The organism is Bacteroides acidifaciens (assembly GCF_024623065.1).
Lineage (GTDB): Bacteria > Bacteroidota > Bacteroidia > Bacteroidales > Bacteroidaceae > Bacteroides > Bacteroides acidifaciens.
The window spans coordinates 63,942-83,704 of the sequence record NZ_JANJZR010000001.1 but is presented as its reverse complement, the minus strand read 5'-3'; the positions used below and the strand labels follow the sequence as shown (position 1 = coordinate 83,704).

Annotated in this window: 14 protein-coding genes; 11 read left to right on the top strand and 3 right to left on the bottom strand. The window is 41.5% G+C overall.

The genetic code is table 11. From position 1 onward, the window contains the following. The first annotated feature begins 337 nt into the window (after positions 1–337). The 8 genes from NSB03_RS00345 (at position 338) to NSB03_RS00310 (ending at position 10,876) form a co-directional block, all read left to right on the top strand. The gene (locus NSB03_RS00345; protein WP_159102114.1) at positions 338–1,249 is read left to right on the top strand and encodes a glycosyltransferase; all 912 of its coding nucleotides are present in this window, start codon (positions 338–340) and stop codon (positions 1,247–1,249) included. Positions 1,250–1,292: 43 nt separating this feature from the next. Then, positions 1,293–1,652: a hypothetical protein gene (locus NSB03_RS00340; protein WP_024986055.1), complete on the top strand. Its 360-nt coding sequence runs from the start codon at positions 1,293–1,295 to the stop codon at positions 1,650–1,652. Between the two features lie 113 nt (positions 1,653–1,765). Further along, entirely contained in the window at positions 1,766–3,016 is a 1,251-nt protein-coding gene (locus tag NSB03_RS00335) for a S41 family peptidase (RefSeq protein ID WP_024986054.1), read from the top strand. 5 nt (positions 3,017–3,021) lie between these two features. Further along, on the top strand, positions 3,022–4,365 hold the full coding sequence (locus tag NSB03_RS00330; RefSeq protein WP_024986053.1) for a radical SAM/SPASM domain-containing protein: 1,344 nt from the start codon (positions 3,022–3,024) through the stop codon (positions 4,363–4,365). Positions 4,366–4,391: 26 nt separating this feature from the next. Next, positions 4,392–6,608 (top strand): peptidase domain-containing ABC transporter, encoded by a 2,217-nt coding sequence (locus NSB03_RS00325; RefSeq protein ID WP_257466123.1) that lies wholly within the window; start codon positions 4,392–4,394, stop codon positions 6,606–6,608. Beyond that, a complete protein-coding gene (locus tag NSB03_RS00320) occupies positions 6,608–7,906 on the top strand; it encodes an HlyD family secretion protein (protein WP_121765626.1) in 1,299 nt (432 codons plus the stop codon). Before NSB03_RS00325 ends, NSB03_RS00320 begins: the two co-directional genes overlap by 1 nt. Positions 7,907–8,142: 236 nt before the next feature. After that, positions 8,143–10,053, top strand: a complete 1,911-nt coding sequence (locus NSB03_RS00315) for an Ig-like domain-containing protein (protein WP_257466122.1) — start codon at positions 8,143–8,145, stop codon at positions 10,051–10,053. Then, positions 10,004–10,876 (top strand): DUF3108 domain-containing protein, encoded by an 873-nt coding sequence (locus tag NSB03_RS00310; RefSeq protein WP_128824186.1) that lies wholly within the window; start codon positions 10,004–10,006, stop codon positions 10,874–10,876. Before NSB03_RS00315 ends, NSB03_RS00310 begins: the two co-directional genes overlap by 50 nt. Before the next feature lie 68 nt (positions 10,877–10,944). Here the strand turns inward: NSB03_RS00310 and NSB03_RS00305 are convergent, their stop codons facing one another. Next, positions 10,945–11,355 carry a PaaI family thioesterase gene (locus tag NSB03_RS00305; RefSeq protein WP_024986049.1) on the bottom strand — a complete coding sequence of 137 codons (411 nt, stop codon included), beginning with the start codon at positions 11,353–11,355 and terminating at the stop codon, positions 10,945–10,947. 142 nt (positions 11,356–11,497) lie between these two features. Between NSB03_RS00305 and NSB03_RS00300 the strand changes: the two genes are divergently transcribed. The 3 genes from NSB03_RS00300 (at position 11,498) to NSB03_RS00290 (ending at position 17,283) form a co-directional block, all read left to right on the top strand. Beyond that, complete coding sequence (locus NSB03_RS00300; protein WP_121765647.1) at positions 11,498–12,700, top strand: glycoside hydrolase family 88 protein; 1,203 nt, start codon at positions 11,498–11,500, stop codon at positions 12,698–12,700. Between the two features lie 128 nt (positions 12,701–12,828). Further along, a complete protein-coding gene (locus NSB03_RS00295) occupies positions 12,829–14,379 on the top strand; it encodes a sulfatase family protein (RefSeq protein WP_121765630.1) in 1,551 nt (516 codons plus the stop codon). Between the two features lie 42 nt (positions 14,380–14,421). Beyond that, on the top strand, positions 14,422–17,283 hold the full coding sequence (locus NSB03_RS00290; RefSeq protein ID WP_024986048.1) for a chondroitinase family polysaccharide lyase: 2,862 nt from the start codon (positions 14,422–14,424) through the stop codon (positions 17,281–17,283). Between the two features lie 80 nt (positions 17,284–17,363). On the opposite strand, the gene cysS is transcribed toward NSB03_RS00290, so the two are convergent. Beyond that, complete coding sequence (gene cysS, locus NSB03_RS00285) at positions 17,364–18,845, bottom strand: cysteine--tRNA ligase (RefSeq protein ID WP_257466121.1); 1,482 nt, start codon at positions 18,843–18,845, stop codon at positions 17,364–17,366. A gap of 65 nt (positions 18,846–18,910) precedes the next feature. Beyond that, positions 18,911–19,717, bottom strand: coding sequence for a Cof-type HAD-IIB family hydrolase (locus NSB03_RS00280; protein WP_257466120.1), 807 nt, complete (start codon positions 19,715–19,717; stop codon positions 18,911–18,913). Positions 19,718–19,763: the final 46 nt, after the last annotated feature.

Here is a 19,763-nt window from a genome sequence, read left to right as displayed (position 1 = left end):
ATACTGATGCATACTTAAATGAGGCAATTGAAAGTGTATTAAAACAGGATTATACCAGAGACGTTGCTTCAATATCGGTGTCATAGGGCACAAGTCAGTACTCAGCATCATTCGGAGCAAAAAAATGGTTCACTTATTGTAAGGCAAGAAGCAATAGAATGGTTTGTGAGCAATATCGAAAAAAACTCCTCTTTAGGAATGGAAGTCGTAGAAAAGTTTTTGCCTTCATGGAACTTTTTGAATATGCACAATATGCTCACTCCGGAAACATATGTGCGAACCATTTATGAGATTGTAGATAAATTGCGTGATAGAAAAATCATAAATGTGTAAAAGGATGAAAGAGCTTAGTATTGTAATTCCTTTCATGAATGAGGGGGAAAACCTAAAGCGGACCTTAATAAGTATTGTGGAAACTGCAACGTGCCCGATAGATGTAATCATAGTTAATGATAATTCTACCGATGGTTATCCTTATAAGCAATTGGAAGAATCATTCGGAATAAGAATGATAGAGAATGACAAAAGAATAGGGCCTGCTGCATGTCGTGAAATGGGAATATCAGCAATTGAAACTCCCTATTTTCTTACGGTAGATGCTCATATGCAGTTCGGCCAAGATGACTGGTGCAATGCTATAATCGAACAATTGAGAAAAAAACCGAATAGCATTTATTGTTGCCAAACAAAAGTGCTAAACGAAGATTGGGGGATTGAAGCAGGAACCCCGTATGGAGCAAAAATAAACTTCACAGATGATGAAAAACTTTTAGAACCGGAATGGATTTACGAAGATATAGCTCCCGACTCTGGATTGATTAAAATACCTTGTGTTTTAGGAGCTACTTATTTCACCTCTAAGAGCTATTGGAAATATCTTAGAGGTTTGGAGGGGCTAAAAATGTATGGTAATGAAGAACCGTATATCAGTATGAAAGCATGGATGGAAGGAGGAGGCTGTTTCTTACTTAAAAGCATTGCCATAGGGCATATGTATCGAAAAGCATTGCCGTTCTCTGACGGGATTAGCTATCAAATCTATAATAAGTTATTGATTGCCGAAACGCTATTTTCTGCAGATTTGAAGCAAACTATATATAGCAAAATAGAGAAACTGTCCCCCGATGAATTTAAAGAAGCTAAAGAGTGGCTGATTAAAGACTATAGGAGCATAAAGGAATTAAAGCTATATTACAAAACGATAATGAATAAGGATATAAATAGCTATATAACTGGTTGCGGATTCTAGATAGCCATGCAACCTATTGTCTAATAATTAAAATTTCTTGTAAATGAAAGAGAAAGATTTGACTAGTAAAGAACTCCTTGTTCAGAAGCTGGGCATGGAGTTTGATGAGGTAGCTCCCATTTTTAGTGAGGAAACACTTACTTCTATGACGATGTCTCATGTGGTCGGTGGGGCAGGTGACACTTTTGGCACATGTACATTCGTTGGATGTAATGTGTACACGTCAAGATGTACTAAAGCGGCTCAAGTCTGTCAATCAAAAACTGAGTGTCCATCAAAAGGGACAGTGTGTGACAACAATACGAATGTTATGACATGCGGCGGACCTTCAACAAAACCAACTGACAAACCAACTGAATCTCCAACAGTTGAACCAACGGCTAAGCCTGCCAGTTTATTGTAGTAAAACAATTATGTATTATATAATTGTTCATATAAAAAACTACAGCGATGAGCATAAGCTGATTAATACTTTGTAAAGTCGGCTTATGCTTTAACTCGTAATTCCCTAGTTGTATGAAAAAAAAATATATAGTATTAGTCTGGCTTTTTCTTTTAGTAAAAGTATCGTATTCTCAGGAGAGAGTACCAATCTATTCTTTTGCTCAAGTTACAGAAGATTTTGACTATTACATAAATACTTTGAGGACGAAGCATCCTAATTTGTATGCATTCGTTACGGAAGACTATTTCAATAAAGAAGTGGAGCAAGCACGAAGTATGCTCACGGATTCGATGAATATTGTTGATTTATGGAGAACAATGTTAAGACTTCAACATTGTTTAGATGGACATTCCGGCATGGATTATATTGATCTAAAACATTCATTTCCATTGGTTTACGGAGGTGCTTCTTATTTGTATCCTGACAGTGTTACTGATAATGAGATCTTTATGAATGGTATGAAAGTGATATCAATCAATGGAATGGAAGCTCATAAGATTATTCACGAACTAGACAAATGTATATGGGCAGAAGAAAACCCGAAGTTGCGATTATGTCATTTAAGAGGGTATTTTCCTTCCTTAACATATTCTGTATTAAAATTAGTTCCACCTTATAAAGTTGTATATCAAGGAGAAAGTGGAGAGGAAATAGTAAAAACTGAAATAGGAATCCAAGACCATTTTACGGATTTTAACAAAGCTTTTACAGGTATTCCATTTGACTATAAACTTTACCCTGAAGAATCAATTGCGTATCTCGAAGTGAATTCATTTAGCTTACCATGTTTGGCAGAAGACGGTTTAATTGAGACTTTTCAAAAAACACTTGATACTCTTTTTGTTGAAAAGAAAATTAATGATTATAAATACCTGTTTATTGATATATCGAAAAATACTGGGGGAGGAGATGGACCTGTTCTTGCATTATTCAATAAATTGCAGCATGACACTGTAGTAGTTGTAGATAAGGGAACAGGGAATTATATTTATCCACAAGTGATAACTGGTTACAGCGGTCATGTATTCGTTATAGCTGGACATTGGACATATTCGGCTGCACATTTGTTTTATTTGTTAATGAAAAACTCTCATAGAGGTATATTGGTGGGAGAACCCCCCGGACATTATTATCAGGTTTATGCGCCATTAGTCAGATATAAATTACCGAATACTAATTTACCGTTCATTTGTGCCAAAAAAGCTCATGGATATGATGTAGATGTGACGCCAGATGTGCCATGGAGTATCGATTGTTTCCATGAAACGTTTACACTGGATGATCTTAAAAAAATGATAGAATTGTATAACCATAAACGTTAGAAGATATGTATCAATTAAGCTTTTATAATTATTATGTTAACAACGGAGATCGGACAATTTACTTCAATAGCATTTCCGGTCAAATCTTCTCTGTATCAGAACAAGAACATATATTTCTTCAGAACCAATTCAATGATCTTATTTCTTTTGAATTAGAATATAATTCTGTGTTCAAGAAGTTTGTAGATTGGGAATTTATCACTGATATGGAAAGGGATCAGAAAGATGTTATTCGACTTATAAATCACAAGAAAGTTTTTTTGGATAAGACCTATCGCTTGGTCATTAATCCTACATTGGAATGTAATTTCAGGTGTTGGTATTGCTATGAAGACCACGTTGCGGGGAAAATGAATGAAGAGACCATAGAAAAAATAAAAAAGCATGTAAAATTAATGATTAAAGAAGAAAGGATAAGTAGTTTGCTCCTTGATTGGTTTGGAGGGGAGCCTTTATTATATTTTGACGAGATTATTGTTCCTTTATCCGAACAACTTCGTGATATAATGACAGAAAATGGATTGCCTTTTTTCACTCAAGCAACAACAAATGGTTCATTGATAACAGAAGAAAGGGCTAAAAAGATGAATGAGTTGGGCATGAAGCATTTCCAGATAACACTGGATGGTGATGAAAAAAGACATAATCGGATACGGAATATGAATGGGGCTCCATCTTACAAGCAAATACTTCAGGGAATTTATTATTTATGTGATAATATCCCCGATGTTAACGTAACGTTACGTATAAACTATGACACCCAGACGCTTGAGAAAAGTAATATGAAAGAAGTCTTCGAAATGATTCCTGCTAAATATCGTCATAAAATAAGTCCAAGTTTCCAACGTGTGTGGCAAACTGAAAGTAAAAGAAACGAGGATGGTAATAATCCTAATAAACTAGCTATATTTGAATATTGCAAAGAGTTGGGATATGATGCAGAGAATCCTTCAAGTTGTTTGTCAGTATTGAAAGGTCACACATGCTATGTAGATCGATATTATCATACGGAAATCAATTTTGACGGGAAAATATATAAATGTACTGCAAGAGCTTATTCTGACGAGTATGTGTTGGGAGAGTTGCAAGATGATGGGCATATATTATGGAATCAAGAGAAAATGAGGAAAATGTATGCAAAGGCAACATTTGAAAATGAAATGTGTCTAGCCTGTAAGCATATGCCTTTGTGTACTGGGCCTTGTTCCCAAAAACTTATGGAAACTCCTAAAGAGTTGCTTCATACTATATGTCCATTAACCACAGCTGATGTGAATGTGGATACATTTATTCGAAATCTATATGATGGAAAAATGAAAGCGTTACAAGCTGCGGAATCAATAAGTTAATAAACTACTTAATTAAAAGGACTTATATGGATTTTCCTTTTTATCATCAACACGACTCGATGGATTGCGGTCCGGCCTGCTTGCAAATGATTGCTAAATTTTACGGTAAAATGCATTCTCTGCAAACCTTAAGGGAGTATTGCTATGCAAACCGTAACGGAGTCACTTTGTTAGGCATTAGCGATGCGGCAGAACGTATTGGCTTTCGTGCTATGGGCATCAAGACAGACTTTTCCAAACTGGCAAATAAGGTAATATTGCCTTGTATTGTCCATTGGAAACAAGATCATTTTGTTGTGGTGTATAAAATAAAAATTCATAAGTCCGGGAGTAAGCCTAAAGGTACAGTGTATGTGTCTGATCCTGCATTTGGGCGTTTGAAGTATAGTATAGAAGAGTTTTGTGATGGATGGCTCAGTTCCGTTGATAAAGGAAAAGAGAAGGGAATGGTTTTAATGCTGGCGCCATCCATTCATTTTTATGACAAAGGTATCAATGATGAAACTAAAAAGCAGAGTATTTTATTTTTCTTGAATTATCTTCGTCCTCACAAAAAAATGTTTGTGCAGATCGTTTTGGGAATGTTGCTGGGACTAGTGTTCCAGTTAATATTTCCATTCTTGACTCAGTCGATGATAGACGTGGGTGTATTGAATAATAATTTGAATTTTATTATTCTAATATTAGTCACGCAATTAATTTTATCGACTAGCCAATTGTCTGTTGGTTTCATACAAAGCTGGATATTTACGCATATTAATACCCGAATAAACGTTGCGCTAATCTCTGATTTTATTTTTAAATTACTAAAACTACCCATTCGTTTTTTTGATTCAAAAAAGACCGGGGATATCATGCAGCGCATTGGAGACCATTCGCGTATTGAAAGCTTTCTCACAAGTTCCTCTCTTGCGACTTTCTTTTCATTATTCAATTTTTTTGTGTTCGGCATCATACTTGCTATCTATAATATGCAAATACTAATCATATTTGTGATAGGGCATTCTATCTATATGGGCTGGATATTCCTTTTTTTAAGAGTACGTAGGCAATTGGATTTTAAGCGTTTTGAGAAAGCGGCAAAAAATCAAAGTAATATTATCCAGATAATAGAAGGCGCACAGGAAATAAAATTGAATAATTGCGAAAATAAAGTGCGTTGTAAATGGGAGAAAATACAAGCTGAACTTTTCGAAGTCACGGTTAAAGGGGTATCTATTGATCAAGTACAAAGTGGGGGAGCTTTTTTTATTTCTCAAACTTTAAACATTATCTTATCTGTTATAGCAGCAAAAGAAGTTATTGAAGGACGAATGACGCTTGGTATGATGATGTCTCTCTCCTATATAATAGGACAACTAAGAGGTCCTATCGAAAATATGATAGGGTTTATACATGCTTATCAAGATGCTAAAATAAGTTTGGAACGTCTGGGAGAAGTTCATTTCCAAGCTAATGAAGACCAAATAACTGAAAATGATATAACGGAATTGGAGCCAAAAGACCATAATATTAGAATCGAAGGACTTAATTTTAGCTATTTAGGTCCTAAATTAACTCCTGTTCTATCGGATATAAACTTGGTAATTCCTCAAAATAAGGTCACTGCAATTGTTGGAGCTAGTGGTAGCGGTAAGACAACATTGATTAAATTATTAATGGGAAATTACCTTCCTGATAAAGGGCGTATTAAGATCGGGCATTTAGACCTTAATCATATTAATCCTCGTTTTTGGCGGTCGAAATGCGGCATTGTTATGCAAGAAGGGTATCTGTTCTCAGAATCTGTGGCTGAAAATATAGCTATTGGAGATGACGATATAGATAAAGAAAGATTGTACAATGCTGCTATTACTGCAAATATTCATGATTTTATTGAAGAACTTCCCTCTGGCTATAATACGGTAATAGGTAAAGAAGGCAGTGGTATTAGTCAAGGTCAAAAGCAACGCATTCTAATAGCACGTGCCGTTTATAAAAATCCAGATTTCATATTCTTTGATGAAGCAACTAATTCACTGGATGCAAATAATGAATCTGAAATTATGCGAAATATGGAACGCTTCTTTGAGGGTAGAACCGTAGTAGTAGTTGCACATCGATTGAGTACCGTACAGAATGCCGATCAAATTGTAGTGTTAGATAAAGGCAAGATTGTAGAGATAGGAAATCATCAAGAATTGCTTAATCAAAAAGGATACTATTACACATTAGTAAAGAATCAACTAAACCTATCAGAATAATGGAAAGAAATGAAAATAACATAGAACTTCGGACTTCTGAGATTGATGCTATACTGGGAAAGTCTCCTAATTGGATCATGCGAACCGGTATTGGTGTCATTTGTGCCAGCGTATTGATATTATTAGTTGGAAGTGCTTTTTTCTATTATCCGGAAACTATTAGTTGCAGTATTAATATAACCACAAATCTGCCACCCTCTCATTTAATAAATAAAGGTGGAGGACTTATTGAGAAAATGTATGTTGAAAAAGACGATATTGTCAAGAGGAACCAAATTCTTGCCGTAATAAAGAATTCCGCAAATGTGGATGATGTGTTATGGCTGAAATTAGTAATGGACTCTATAAGCACAGAACAATATAAAAAAGTAATAGATATTTTTGAGAAGAAAAAAAATCTTGAACTTGGTGATTTAACAAACTCCTTTTCTGTACTTCAAAAGGCAATTGAATCATACGACATATTTTGTAGGCTCAAAACATATGAGAAAAAACAGCAAGCACTATTGAAAGAAATACAGCATACTGCCTCGTATGAACAATCTTTAATAAAAAAATATGAACTTGAAAATGCCAATTGTGATATTGCAGCGCAAGCTTTCAAAAGAGACAGTACTTTATTTGTCGGTAACGCTGCTACTATGATTGAATACGAACAAGCGAAGAGTCTATTAATACAAAAGAAAGTATCATTAATGACCAATATAGCAGAAATAGAGAATATTAGAATACAGAAAAGCCAATTATCACATGCATTAATAGAGAATACAGACCAATCTATTGAGAAAGAGAATCTGTTAATAAAAGATATGGAAACTGCTTTCAAGAATATGCGTACAGAACTAAATCAGTGGATTCAAAATTTTGCTATAGTGGCTCCTTATGAGGGTAAAGCATCATTCTCAAAATATTGGTCTATAGGTCAATATGTAACACCTGGCGAAGAAGTAATGACTATTATTCCAGTAGAAAACCAGTTAGTAGGCAAATTATTACTGCCGACGGCAAAATCCGGTAAAGTGAAAATAGGGCAGAAAGTCAGTATTAAATTAGATAGTTATCCATATATGGAATTTGGACTTGTGCAAGGAATAGTACAGGCTATATCCCTGATGCCATATGAGAAGAATTATTTAGTTGATGTATCTTTGCCGCATGGGCTGCGTACTAATTATGGTAAAACACTACAGTTTAGTCAGGAAATGCCGGGAACAGCGGATATAATTACTGAAGAAATGACATTATTTGACCGTATATACAACCCTATACGATCTATACTCGTAAATATCAAGAAATAAGAAAAAACAGTTTGTATTTATTTTATAATTACTGAATGTCTATTAGTCTCAGAATGTATTCATGAAATAATGCAAGGCAATTAGAAGGGCGGTTCAGTCATAAAACGAATCACTCTGCAAAAAAAGAAATAAAAACCTCATCGAAATTGTTTATTAACCTAAGCCACCCTAGCGTTTTTTAATAAATTAGCTAGAAAGTGTGGTGTATATTGGATAAGAACGCTTATTTTTGCAGCATGTTACAGTTTGAGAATCAAAAGATAAAACAAATAGTCCGCAAGGCGCTTCCGGTAGTAACGCTGGTAGCAATGTTATACTCCTGCGCCAGTATCGGACGACCGGACGGGGGACCTTATGATGAGACTCCCCCCCGTTTCATTGGCAGTACTCCTGCTGCCGGTGCGTTAAATAATGAAAGGACGAAAGTTTCTTTGCTGTTTGACGAGTTTATCAAATTGGAGAAGGCAACCGAGAAAGTCGTTGTTTCCCCACCTCAGATACAGCAACCCGAAATCAAGGCTTCCGGAAAACGGATACAGGTGAACCTGCTTGATTCTTTGAAACCGAACACTACCTATACCATTGACTTTTCGGATGCCATTGTCGACAATAATGAAGGTAACCCGTTGGGAAACTTTGCATTCACCTTTTCTACCGGTGCGCAGATAGACACGATGGAAGTGTCGGGAACAGTACTTGATGCCTCTAATCTGGAACCTATCAAAGGCATTCTTGTAGGGCTGCATTCCAACCTGAACGATTCGGCTTTCAACAAGTTGCCTTTCGACCGCGTGGCACGCACCGACAGTCGCGGCCGTTTCTCCATCCGCGGCATAGCTCCCGGCAAGTACCGCATTTACGGGCTGATGGATGCCGACCAGAATTTTACTTTCAATCAGAAGAGCGAGGTGATTGCTTTTCATGATTCGCTGATTATCCCTCGTATGGAAGAACGTATCCGTATGGATACAGCCTGGGTGGATTCATTGACCTATGATACGATTGTTGAGAAGAAGTATATGCATTATCTGCCGGACGACGTAATTCTCCGGGCTTTCAAAGAACTGAATTATTCGCAATATCTTATCAAATCCGAAAGGCTTGTACCACATAAGTTTACTTTCTATTTTGCAGGCAAGGCGGACACTCTGCCTGTACTGAAAGGATTGAACTTTGATGAAAAGGATGCTTTTATCATCGAAAAGAACCAGCGGAACGATACGATTCATTATTGGGTCAAAGACTCCTTGCTCTTCAAGCAGGATACGCTTTCCATGAGCCTGACTTATCTTTATACGGATACCTTGAATCAGTTGGTACCCCGTACGGATACCTTGAACCTGGTTTCGAAGCAGAAATACAAGAAAGACGAGCCGGAAAAGGAGAAGAAGAAAAAGAAGAAAAAGAAAGATGATGAGGACGACGAGCCGGAACCTACGAAGTTCCTGCCGGTGAATGTCAGCGCGCCTTCGTCAATGGAGGTGTATGGTTATGTCTCTCTGAATTTCGATGAACCGATAGCCGGTTTTGACAGTACCGCTATTCATCTGCGGCAGAAAGTGGATACGCTTTGGAAGGATATACCATTTGAGTTTGAACAGGACTCCCTGAATCAGAAGAAGTTTAACTTGTATTATGATTGGGAACCGACTTTTGAATACGAGTTTGAGGTAGACTCTACGGCTTTCCATGGTATATACGGATTGTTTACCGATAAGATAAAGCAAGGATTCAAAGTGCGTAGTGAGGATGAATACTTCACGCTTCATTTCAGTGTGACGGGGGCTGATTCGTTGGCATTCGTCGAACTGCTTGACGCGCAAGACAAGGTGGTCCGTAAGCGTATAGTGAAAGATGGAATGGCCGATTTCTATTTCTTGAATCCTGGAAAATATGCAGCCCGGCTGATTAACGACACAAATGGAAACGGAGAATGGGATACGGGAGACTTTGCAAAAGGTCTGCAACCGGAAGCTGTTTTCTATTATCCGACAATATTAGACTATAAGGCATTGTGGGACGTGACACAACCATGGGATATTCATGCGACTCCTGTGGATAAACAGAAACCGGATGAGCTTAAAAAACAAAAGCCAGATGAAGACAAGAAGAAGAAAGATAGAAATAATCAGAACAGGCGCCGTTAGCTTTCGCCGTAGCTTGATAATCGGGACTATGGCATTGCTGATGGGAATTTTCGCCCTTCCCGCCAGTGCCCAATGTGAGGCGAAGAACGATGCGTTTCAGACGGGCGAACACGTGATGTACGATTTGTACTTCAACTGGAAGTTTGTCTGGGTGAAGGCCGGACTTGCCAGCCTTACGACCAACGCGACTACCTATCGGTCGGAACCCGCCTACCGGATGAATCTGCTCGCCATAGGCAGCAAACGTGCCGACTTCTTCTTCAAGATGCGCGATACGCTGACCTGCGTCATCGGCGAGCGGCTCGAACCGCGCTATTTCCGCAAAGGTGCCGAAGAGGGTAAACGCTACACGGTTGACGAGGCCTGGTTTTCGTACAAAGACGGGCTTTGCCATGTCAATCAGAAACGTACGTACCGCGACGGGACCTATGCCGACTCCGAAGCAAGTGACAGCCGTTGCATCTACGATATGCTCAGCATCTTGGTGCAGGCACGTTCGTACGACCCTGCCGACTATAAGGTAGGGCAGAAGATAAAGTTTCCGATGGCTACGGGACGTAAGGTGGAAGAGCAGACGCTTATCTATCGCGGCAAGGAAAACGTAAAAGCCGAGAATGGGGTTACTTATCGTTGCCTGATTTTCTCATTGGTCGAATATGATAAGAAAGGGAAAGAAAAGGAAGTCATAACCTTCTTTGTGACGGACGACTTGAATCATCTTCCCGTCCGTCTCGATTTGTTCTTGAACTTCGGTTCGGCAAAGGCGTTCTTGAATGATGTACAGGGGAATCGCCATCCGCTGACTTCCATTGTAAAAAAATAGATAAAGAGAAAAAACAGACAGGGCTGAAAGTACATCCGTAAAGGTCACTTTCAGCCCTGTCTGTTTTTTTATTCCTGAACTTCGAAAGGAACTTTCTGGTCTTTTCGGAATACACTTGATTCGAAAGTGGCAATCAAATCTCCTTTTTGGTTGGTTACGTCTACCTGATAGCACCCTGTGCTCCGACCGATGTAGCGTTCGCGTGCTTCGGCATAAAGAGTATCACCCGGTCCGCTTGCCCGCAGAAAGGTAATGCTGGAGGAGAGCGAGAAAGCCAGTGTGCCGTGTGAATTGGCTGCTGCGGCAAGCGCCAGGTCCGCCAGTGTGAAGATGGCTCCGCCCTGTGTCCGTGCTCCTGCATTGAGATGTTCGGGTTTTACTTCCAGTTTGGTTTTGCTGTATCCTTTGCGTACTTCGAGCAGCACTACACCTGCGTTTTCGGCAAAAAGGTCATTCTTGAAGAATTCTTGTGGGGTCATGATAATTATTCTTTTTCGATATTTCTTCCGCAAATGTACCAAAATTGTCCCTCATTTGGATTATTTAGGCCGGTCTATTCTTTTGAAATGCACTACTTTTGCAATCAAGAAAATTAATCACTTAACAAATAATCCCTGTATTATGAAAACAATTCTTAGTGCATTAGGACTTTCCCTTTTGATCTTTACGAGCTGCGGTGGACAAAAAAAAGCTGAAGTAGACTTTATTCAGGACAACATCGACAACGCAGTGGCACAAAACACGATTCAAACGGATATTATCGAAAAGTCCGGAAAGATTTTGAATCCGAGAACTATCAACGAAGACGGTAGTATATCTTATATACCTATCGACGATTGGTGCTCCGGTTTTTATCCTGGTAGCATGTGGCTGACTTATAACCTGACCGGAGATAAGAAATGGTTGCCGCTGGCTGAAAAATATACGGAAGCTCTTGATTCTGTGAAGTATCTGAAATGGCATCATGATGTTGGCTTCATGATTGGTTGCAGCTATCTGAACGGATACCGTCTGGCTGACAAGAAAGAATATAAGGATGTGATTGTCGAAGCAGCCAAGTCGCTCTCTACCCGTTTCCGTCCGAATGCAGGTGTTATTCAGTCATGGGATGCCGATAGAGGCTGGCAGGGAACACGTGGATGGAAGTGTCCGGTGATTATTGATAATATGATGAATCTCGAATTACTGTTTGAAGCGACGGCTTTTTCCGGAGATTCCACTTTCTATAACATTGCAGTGAAACATGCCGATACGACCATGGCACATCATTTCCGTCCGGACAACAGCTGTTATCATGTAGTAGACTACGATCCTGAAACCGGTGAAGTGCGCAAGAGACAAACTGCACAAGGGTATGCGGACGAGTCATCTTGGGCTCGCGGACAAGCTTGGGCTATTTACGGATATACTACCTGCTATCGCTATACGAAAGACAAGAAATATCTCGACCAGGCACAAAAAGTATATAATTTTATCTTCAATAATAAGAACTTGCCTGAAGACCTCGTTCCTTATTGGGACTATGATGCACCGAACATTCCGAATGAACCTCGTGACGCTTCCGCTGCGGCTTGTACTGCTTCTGCCCTCTACGAATTGGACGGCTATCTGCCGGGCAACCAATACAAGGAGACTGCCGATAAGATTATGGTAAGTCTGGGTTCGCCCGCTTATCGTGCAGAGGTGGGTACTAACGGCAACTTTATCCTGATGCACTCGGTGGGCAGTATTCCTCACGGTCAGGAAATTGATGTTCCTCTGAACTATGCCGACTATTACTTCTTGGAAGCGCTGATGCGCAAAAGAGAGCTCGAAAAGAAATAAATCTCATTGATATGTACAGCGAACGGTAAATGATGAACATAGGCTTCTGTATATAGCTTGTCCGTCGTTCACCGTTCGTTCGTTTGTGTATCTTTATTATAACCCGTTTATCGTTAACTATCATTATCATGAATAAACCTATAAACCTTCTGGTAGGTGGCCTGACTTTGTTTGCGGCACAGGGTTGCAAGGTTCCAAAGCAAGTGGCGGCACAAGCTGATCATCCCAATATTATCTATGTATTTCCCGACCAATACCGTAACCAGGCAATGGGATTCTGGAGTCAGGACGGATTCCGGGATAAAGTGAATTTTCAGGGCGATCCTGTTCATACCCCCAATCTGGATGCGTTTGCCCGCGAATCCATGGTGTTGTCTTCTGCACAGAGCAACTGTCCGCTGAGTAGCCCTCATCGTGGAATGTTATTGACTGGTATGTATCCCAATCGGAGCGGTGTGCCTTTGAACTGTAATTCTACGCGTCCCATCAGTTCGTTGCGCGAGGATGCCGAATGTATCGGTGATGTGTTCAGCAAAGCCGGTTATGACTGTGCTTATTTCGGAAAACTTCATGCCGATTTTCCGACTCCGAACGATCCCGAACACCCGGGACAATATGTAGAATCCAAACGACCGGCATGGGATGCTTATACTCCGAAAGAGCGTCGTCACGGATTTAACTACTGGTATTCTTACGGTACGTTTGATGAACATAAGAATCCTCACTATTGGGATACGGACGGCAAAAGACACGACCCGAAAGAATGGTCGCCTTTGCATGAATCGGGCAAGGTGGTTTCATATCTGAAGAATGAGGGTAACGTGCGCGATACAAAGAAACCTTTCTTTATTATGGTAGGCATGAACCCGCCTCATAGTCCGTATCGTTCTTTGGACGACTGCGAAGAGCAGGATTTCAACTTTTACAAGGATAAACCTTTGGATAGCTTGCTGGTTCGTCCGAACGTAGACCTGAAGATGAAAAAGGCGGAATCTGCCCGTTATTATTTTGCTTCTGTAACGGGAGTGGACCGTGCCTTCGGTCAGATTCTGGAAACGCTGAAAGACTTGGGACTGGATAAGAATACGGTTGTTATCTTCGCTTCCGACCATGGCGAGACGATGTGCAGCCAACGTATCGAAGACCCGAAGAACTCGCCTTACTCCGAATCAATGAATATTCCGTTTATCGTACGTTTTCCGGGCAAGATTCAACCGGGAGTAGATGACTTGCTGCTGTCATCACCGGATATTATGCCTACTGTGCTTGGTTTGTGCGGATTGGGTGATTCTATTCCGGCAGAAGTGCAAGGGCGTAACTTTGCTCCTCTTTTCTTCGATGAAAAGGCGGAAATTGTCCGCCCGGCGGGTGCGCTGTATATCCAGAATTTGGACGGTGAAAAGGATGAAAACGGATTGGTACAGACTTATTTCCCTTCTTCGAGAGGTATCAAGACCGCACAATATACATTGGCTTTATATATCGACCGCAATACGAAGCAACTAAAGAAGAGCCTTCTGTTTGATGACTTGAATGATCCTTATCAGTTGCACAACCTGCCTTTGGAAGAAAATAAGGAAGTCGTGGAGCGACTTTATCGTGAAATGGGAATTATGCTAAAGGAAATTGACGATCCTTGGTACACGGAAAAGATTCTGTCGGATAGAATTCCTTATTAATAGGAACCTATGTAGTTGAATGAAAATTTAATATGCGATTGAATGAAAAATACTTGTTTCATCATACTATTATTGCTTGGAAGTATCTCTTCCGCTTGTGCCCAATTCATCGGCTTTGAAGACGGAGTGCCTGAAGCGTTCAAAATTTCGGGAAAAGGAGAACTGAAAGCATCCTCTCTCTTTTATAAAGAGGGGGAGAGCAGCCTGGAATGGGATTTTCAACCCGGTTCTGCTTTAAATGTTCAAATCTCTCCTTTATCACTCAATGCGAAGAAAGAGAAGCAGTTTGGCATTACTTTGTGGATTTATAATGAGAAACCGCAGCAGGATTCTATCCGTTTCGAGTTTCTGAATAAGGCGGGCGAAGTCTCTTATTGGTTCTCTTATCATTTGCAGGCAGCCGGTTGGCGTGCGTGCTGGATTTCTTTCGAGTATATGAAAGGAGGGAAGAACGACAAGAATATCGTTGCTTACCGGCTGGTTGCTCCCAACCGGAAAGGACGTATTTTCCTTGACCGTCTGACTTTTCCTGAGAAGAAGATGAATCTTCGCACTACTCCCGACCAGCAATTGCCGTCCAATAACGGCTTGTCTAATCGTGACCTCTGGCACTGGTGTCTCGTGTGGAAGTGGGAACAGCAATCATATGATGTCCCGTTAGCATCTAAGTTGACCGGTCGGCAAAAGAAAGAACTGAAAACCATCGAACAGCGGCTGACTGACTTTCTTGAAGTGAAAAAAGCACCGCAGGGAGCTATTAATGCTGCTTATAAGACATTTGAGAAAGCTGCAATTAGCCCGTCCATTGCCGGAACGGGATTTATAGGGACACCTATTGTGGCACCCGACGAACAGGACAAGAAGAAAGGGGAAATGTCATGGAATGATATTGAAACCATGCTTTCCGGCTTTGCTTATGACGCTTATTATAATCAGAATGAAACGTCGAAGAAGAATTATTTCACCGTATTCGATTATGCTATTGACCAGGGATTTGCATACGGTAGCGGTATGGGGACGAATCATCATTATGGTTATCAGATTCGTAAGATATATACGACTGCCTGGTTGATACGTGATTTGATTTATAAACATCCTCATCGGGACGCTTATCTCTCTACGTTGCGTTTTTGGGCGGCTTTGCAGGAAACCCGCCAGCCTTGTCCCCCGGCGCGTGACGAACTGCTGGACTCCTGGCATACGTTATTGATGGCGAAATTTATCTCTGCTATGATGTTCCCCGATGCCAGAGAACAGGAACAGGCTTTGAACGGCTTATCCCGTTGGCTGTCTTCTTCCTTGCGATATACGCCAGGAACGATTGGCGGTATAAAAGTGGACGGCACTACTTTCCATCACGGCGGTTTCTATCCGGGCTATACCACCGGTGTATTGGCTACAGTGGGACAATTCATCGCTTTCACTAATGGGACGAGCTTTGAACTGACAAAAGAGGCACGTCAGCATATGAAGTCCGCTTTCATTGCTATGCGCAATTATTGCAATCTTTATGAGTGGGGTATCGGTATCAGCGGACGTCATCCTTTTGGAGGGAAGATGGGAAGCGATGATATCGAAGCATTTGCTAATATAGCTTTGTCCGGCGATTTATCGGGCCAGGGAAATACGTTTGATCGTGGACTGGCTGCCGACTATTTGCGTCTCGTGCGCAACGAAGATACTCCGAATGCACGTTTCTTTAAGAAAGAGGGTGTGCAGCCGGCACAGGCTCCGCAAGGCTTTTTTGTCTACAACTACGGCTCGGCAGGTATTTTTCGCCGTGCGGACTGGATGGTGACACTGAAAGGATATACGACTGATGTATGGGGTTCTGAAATTTATGTGAAGGACAATCGTTACGGACGTTATCAGAGTTATGGCTCGGTGCAGATTATGGGCAAGGGAAATCCCGTTTCACGCGCCGGCAGCGGCTTTGTACAGGAAGGATGGGACTGGAACCGTTTGCCCGGTACTACGACCATTCATTTACCTTTCGAACTGTTGGATAGCCCGCTGAAGGGAACTACCATGGCTCATTCTAAAGAGAATTTCTCAGGCAGCAGTTCTTTGGAAGGGAAGAATGGCATGTTTGCCATGAAGCTGATGGAACGTGACTATAAGAACTTTACACCGGATTTCGTTGCCCGTAAATCTGTATTCTGCTTTGATAACCGGATGATTTGTCTGGGAACGGGTATAACAAACAGTAACGCGGATTATCCGACGGAAACGACCCTTTTCCAGACCAAATACAATGGAGTGGATTCTAAAGTAGGAAAGGGGGCTTATTGGTTGCATGACGGCTATGATAATTATTATCATGTCGTAGACGGAACTGTGCGTTCGCAGGTTGCGGAACAGGAGTCACGCCATGAAAAGACCCGTGCGGTGACTAAGGGAAAGTTCTCCTCGGCTTGGATTGAGCATGGTAAGGCTCCGAAGGATGGAACGTATGAATATATGGTGTTGATACAACCCTCTGCCACTGATTTGGATGAAGTGCGTAAAACTCCGACATATGAGGTCTTGCAACGCAATCAGACAGCTCATGTGGTATATGATAAAAAAACAGGGATTACGGCATATGCTGCTTTTGAAACTTACCGCCCCGACGGTGACAAACTGATTTCCGCTATTCCTGCTGAAACGATGGTAATGTATATGAGGGAACCGGATAAAGGTATCCGTCTGAGTGTCTGTGACCCTAATCTGAATATAAAAGAGAAGGCTTATACGACGAAGGAATCGAGCCGTCCTATCCGTAAGAAGATACGCTTGAAGGGGCACTGGACATTGACGGTTCCGATGGAAAATATTCAGTTGGAGCAACAGGGAGAGAATACCGTATTGACGGTAACTTGCCAACATGGGCAACCTGTTGAAATGCTCATGCATGAAAAGTAATGAAAATAAAGAAGACCGGTTCGTGATGAGCCGGTCTTCTTTATTTTTAGTTTGTACTGTGAGGTGCGTTGTTTCTCATTTTATTTATTCAATCTCCACTCGAAACCGTCTTTCGTATCTTTTACCTCAAATCCGAGTGCAGTCAATGTATTACGAATTTCATCGGAAGTAGCCCAGTCTTTATTGGCTTTTGCTTTCATGCGTTGCTCCAACAACATGTCTACTACCTTGCCGTAGGCTGCTTCACGGCCATCGGAAGAACCTTTTTCTTCTTTCAATCCCATGATGTCGAAGCTGAACAGATGGAATGTTTCTTTCAAGTCTTTCAGGTCTTCGGCAGATATGGTGGCATTGCCGGCAATGATATTGTTGATGATGCGGGCACCTTCGAAAAGCTGTGCGATGACAATCGGTGTGTTCAAGTCGTCATTCATTGCTTCATGGCATTTGGCGCGCAGTTCTTTCACATTGATTCCCGCAGAAGTTGCCGGTGCGGGAGTAATCTTATCCAATGCGTCGATGGCTTCCATCAGTCGTTGCAGCCCTTTTTCCGCTGCTTGCAGTGCTTCATTGCTAAAGTCTACCGTGCTGCGGTAGTGAGCTTGCAGGATGAAGAAACGGATGGTCATTGGTGTGTAGGCTTGTGCCAGCAGCTTATGGGTGCCGTTGAAGAATTCGTCCAAGGTGATGAAGTTACCGAGTGATTTGCCCATCTTGGTTCCGTTGATGGTAATCATGTTGTTGTGCATCCAGTAGTGGACCATGTCATCGCCTTGTGAGGCTACCGATTGTGCGATTTCACATTCATGATGCGGGAAAATCAGGTCCATTCCTCCTCCGTGGATATCGAAGTGTTCGCCCAGGTATTTGCGCCCCATGGCGGTACATTCGGCGTGCCATCCGGGGAAACCGTCGCTCCAGGGAGACGGCCAGCGCATGATGTGTTCCGATTGTGCTTTTTTCCAAAGGGCGAAGTCGGCGGGATTGCGTTTTTCGCTTTGTCCGTCGAGGTCGCGGGTGGTATTCAGCACGTCGTCCAGATTGCGTCCGGATAGTTTTCCGTAATGGTGGTCTTTGTTGTATTTGGCTACGTCGAAGTAGACGGAGCCTTCGCTTTCATAGGCATATCCTGCATCCAGAATCTTCTGTACCAGTTGGATTTGCTCGATGATATGCCCTGAGGCATGCGGCTCGATGCTTGGAGGGAGTACGTTCAGTGCTTCCATTGCTTTGTGGTAACGGTTCAGGTAATACTGAACAACTTCCATCGGCTCCAGTTCTTCCAGACGTGCTTTTTTGGCAATCTTGTCTTCTCCTTCGTCGGCGTCATGTTCCAAATGACCTACGTCGGTAATATTACGTACATAGCGTACTTTGTATCCTAGATGGGTGAGATAGCGGAATAATACATCAAAAGTAATAGCCGGGCGGGCATGTCCTAGGTGGGCATCTCCGTAAACAGTCGGTCCGCACACGTACATGCCTACATGGGGGGCATGAAGCGGCACGAAGGTCTCTTTCTTTCTGTCTAAGGTGTTGTAGATGGTAAGTTGATGTTCCATAACATTTTATATTTGTTTTATTGGAGTGGCAAAGTTAGTATAAAATCTGAATATGCGTCCTATTGTTAATAGAGAAACTTATGGATTGCTTCGGCTACGCCGTCTTCTTCATTGCTTGAAGTGATATAATCCGCCGCTTTTTTCACCGGTTCCTGTGCATTGCCCATGGCAATGCCTAATCCTGCAAACTTTATCATCGACAAATCGTTGTAACCATCACCCATGGCTATGATTTCTTCGCGTCCTATTCCTGTTTTTTTTAATAGGACACCGAGAGACAAGGCTTTGTCGATTCCCTGCGGGACTAATTCGAGAAAATAAGGTTCTGAACGGAAGACGTTGATGCGTCCTTGCAACCGGAGACAAAGTTCGGCTTCCAGTGGAATGAGTTTGTCGGCATCTCCTACAATCAGGCATTTAGCTACCGGCAGTGTGATGTCTGTCAGGAAATCGTTCGTTTCGCGCACTTCCATTTTATTCAGGAAAGCTTCTTTCTGTACATATGGGTCTTGGGAGTTCTCGGTCACGATTTGTGCTCCGTCATAAGTTAATATACTCAGATGGTGAGCGCGCGCACTTTCATAAAGCACCGGAACAATATCATTGGGGAGAACATTTTCGTATATCATTTCCCGGGTTTTCCAATTGATGATTTCTCCCCCGTTATAAGACAGGATGAATCCGCCGAATTCATTCATACGTAGTTCGTTTGCCAGCGGGACGATGCCGTAAGTCGGTCGTCCGGAAGCCAGTACCAACCGGACGCCCTGTTCTTGTACACGTATCAATGTCTCCTTGTTGCGGGGAGTAATCTCTTTTTGGGAATTAGTGAGTGTGCCGTCAAGATCGAGCACGATAAGTTTATATTTCATATAGTGCCATTTTTGTGCAAATTTATATATAAATCGCGAGATTTGT

Excerpts from the sequence above, each read along its gene's own strand:
- NSB03_RS00345 (WP_159102114.1), top strand. The coding sequence starts at position 338 with ATGAAAGAGCTTAGTATTGTAATTCCTTTCATGAATGAGGGGGAAAAC.
- NSB03_RS00340 (WP_024986055.1), top strand. The coding sequence starts at position 1,293 with ATGAAAGAGAAAGATTTGACTAGTAAAGAACTCCTTGTTCAGAAGCTG.
- NSB03_RS00335 (WP_024986054.1), top strand. The coding sequence starts at position 1,766 with ATGAAAAAAAAATATATAGTATTAGTCTGGCTTTTTCTTTTAGTAAAA.
- NSB03_RS00330 (WP_024986053.1), top strand. The coding sequence starts at position 3,022 with ATGTATCAATTAAGCTTTTATAATTATTATGTTAACAACGGAGATCGG.
- NSB03_RS00325 (WP_257466123.1), top strand. The coding sequence starts at position 4,392 with ATGGATTTTCCTTTTTATCATCAACACGACTCGATGGATTGCGGTCCG.
- NSB03_RS00320 (WP_121765626.1), top strand. The coding sequence starts at position 6,608 with ATGGAAAGAAATGAAAATAACATAGAACTTCGGACTTCTGAGATTGAT.
- NSB03_RS00315 (WP_257466122.1), top strand. The coding sequence starts at position 8,143 with ATGTTACAGTTTGAGAATCAAAAGATAAAACAAATAGTCCGCAAGGCG.
- NSB03_RS00310 (WP_128824186.1), top strand. The coding sequence starts at position 10,004 with ATGAAGACAAGAAGAAGAAAGATAGAAATAATCAGAACAGGCGCCGTT.
- NSB03_RS00305 (WP_024986049.1), bottom strand. The coding sequence starts at position 11,355 with ATGACCCCACAAGAATTCTTCAAGAATGACCTTTTTGCCGAAAACGCA.
- NSB03_RS00300 (WP_121765647.1), top strand. The coding sequence starts at position 11,498 with ATGAAAACAATTCTTAGTGCATTAGGACTTTCCCTTTTGATCTTTACG.
- NSB03_RS00295 (WP_121765630.1), top strand. The coding sequence starts at position 12,829 with ATGAATAAACCTATAAACCTTCTGGTAGGTGGCCTGACTTTGTTTGCG.
- NSB03_RS00290 (WP_024986048.1), top strand. The coding sequence starts at position 14,422 with ATGAAAAATACTTGTTTCATCATACTATTATTGCTTGGAAGTATCTCT.
- cysS (WP_257466121.1), bottom strand. The coding sequence starts at position 18,845 with ATGGAACATCAACTTACCATCTACAACACCTTAGACAGAAAGAAAGAG.
- NSB03_RS00280 (WP_257466120.1), bottom strand. The coding sequence starts at position 19,717 with ATGAAATATAAACTTATCGTGCTCGATCTTGACGGCACACTCACTAAT.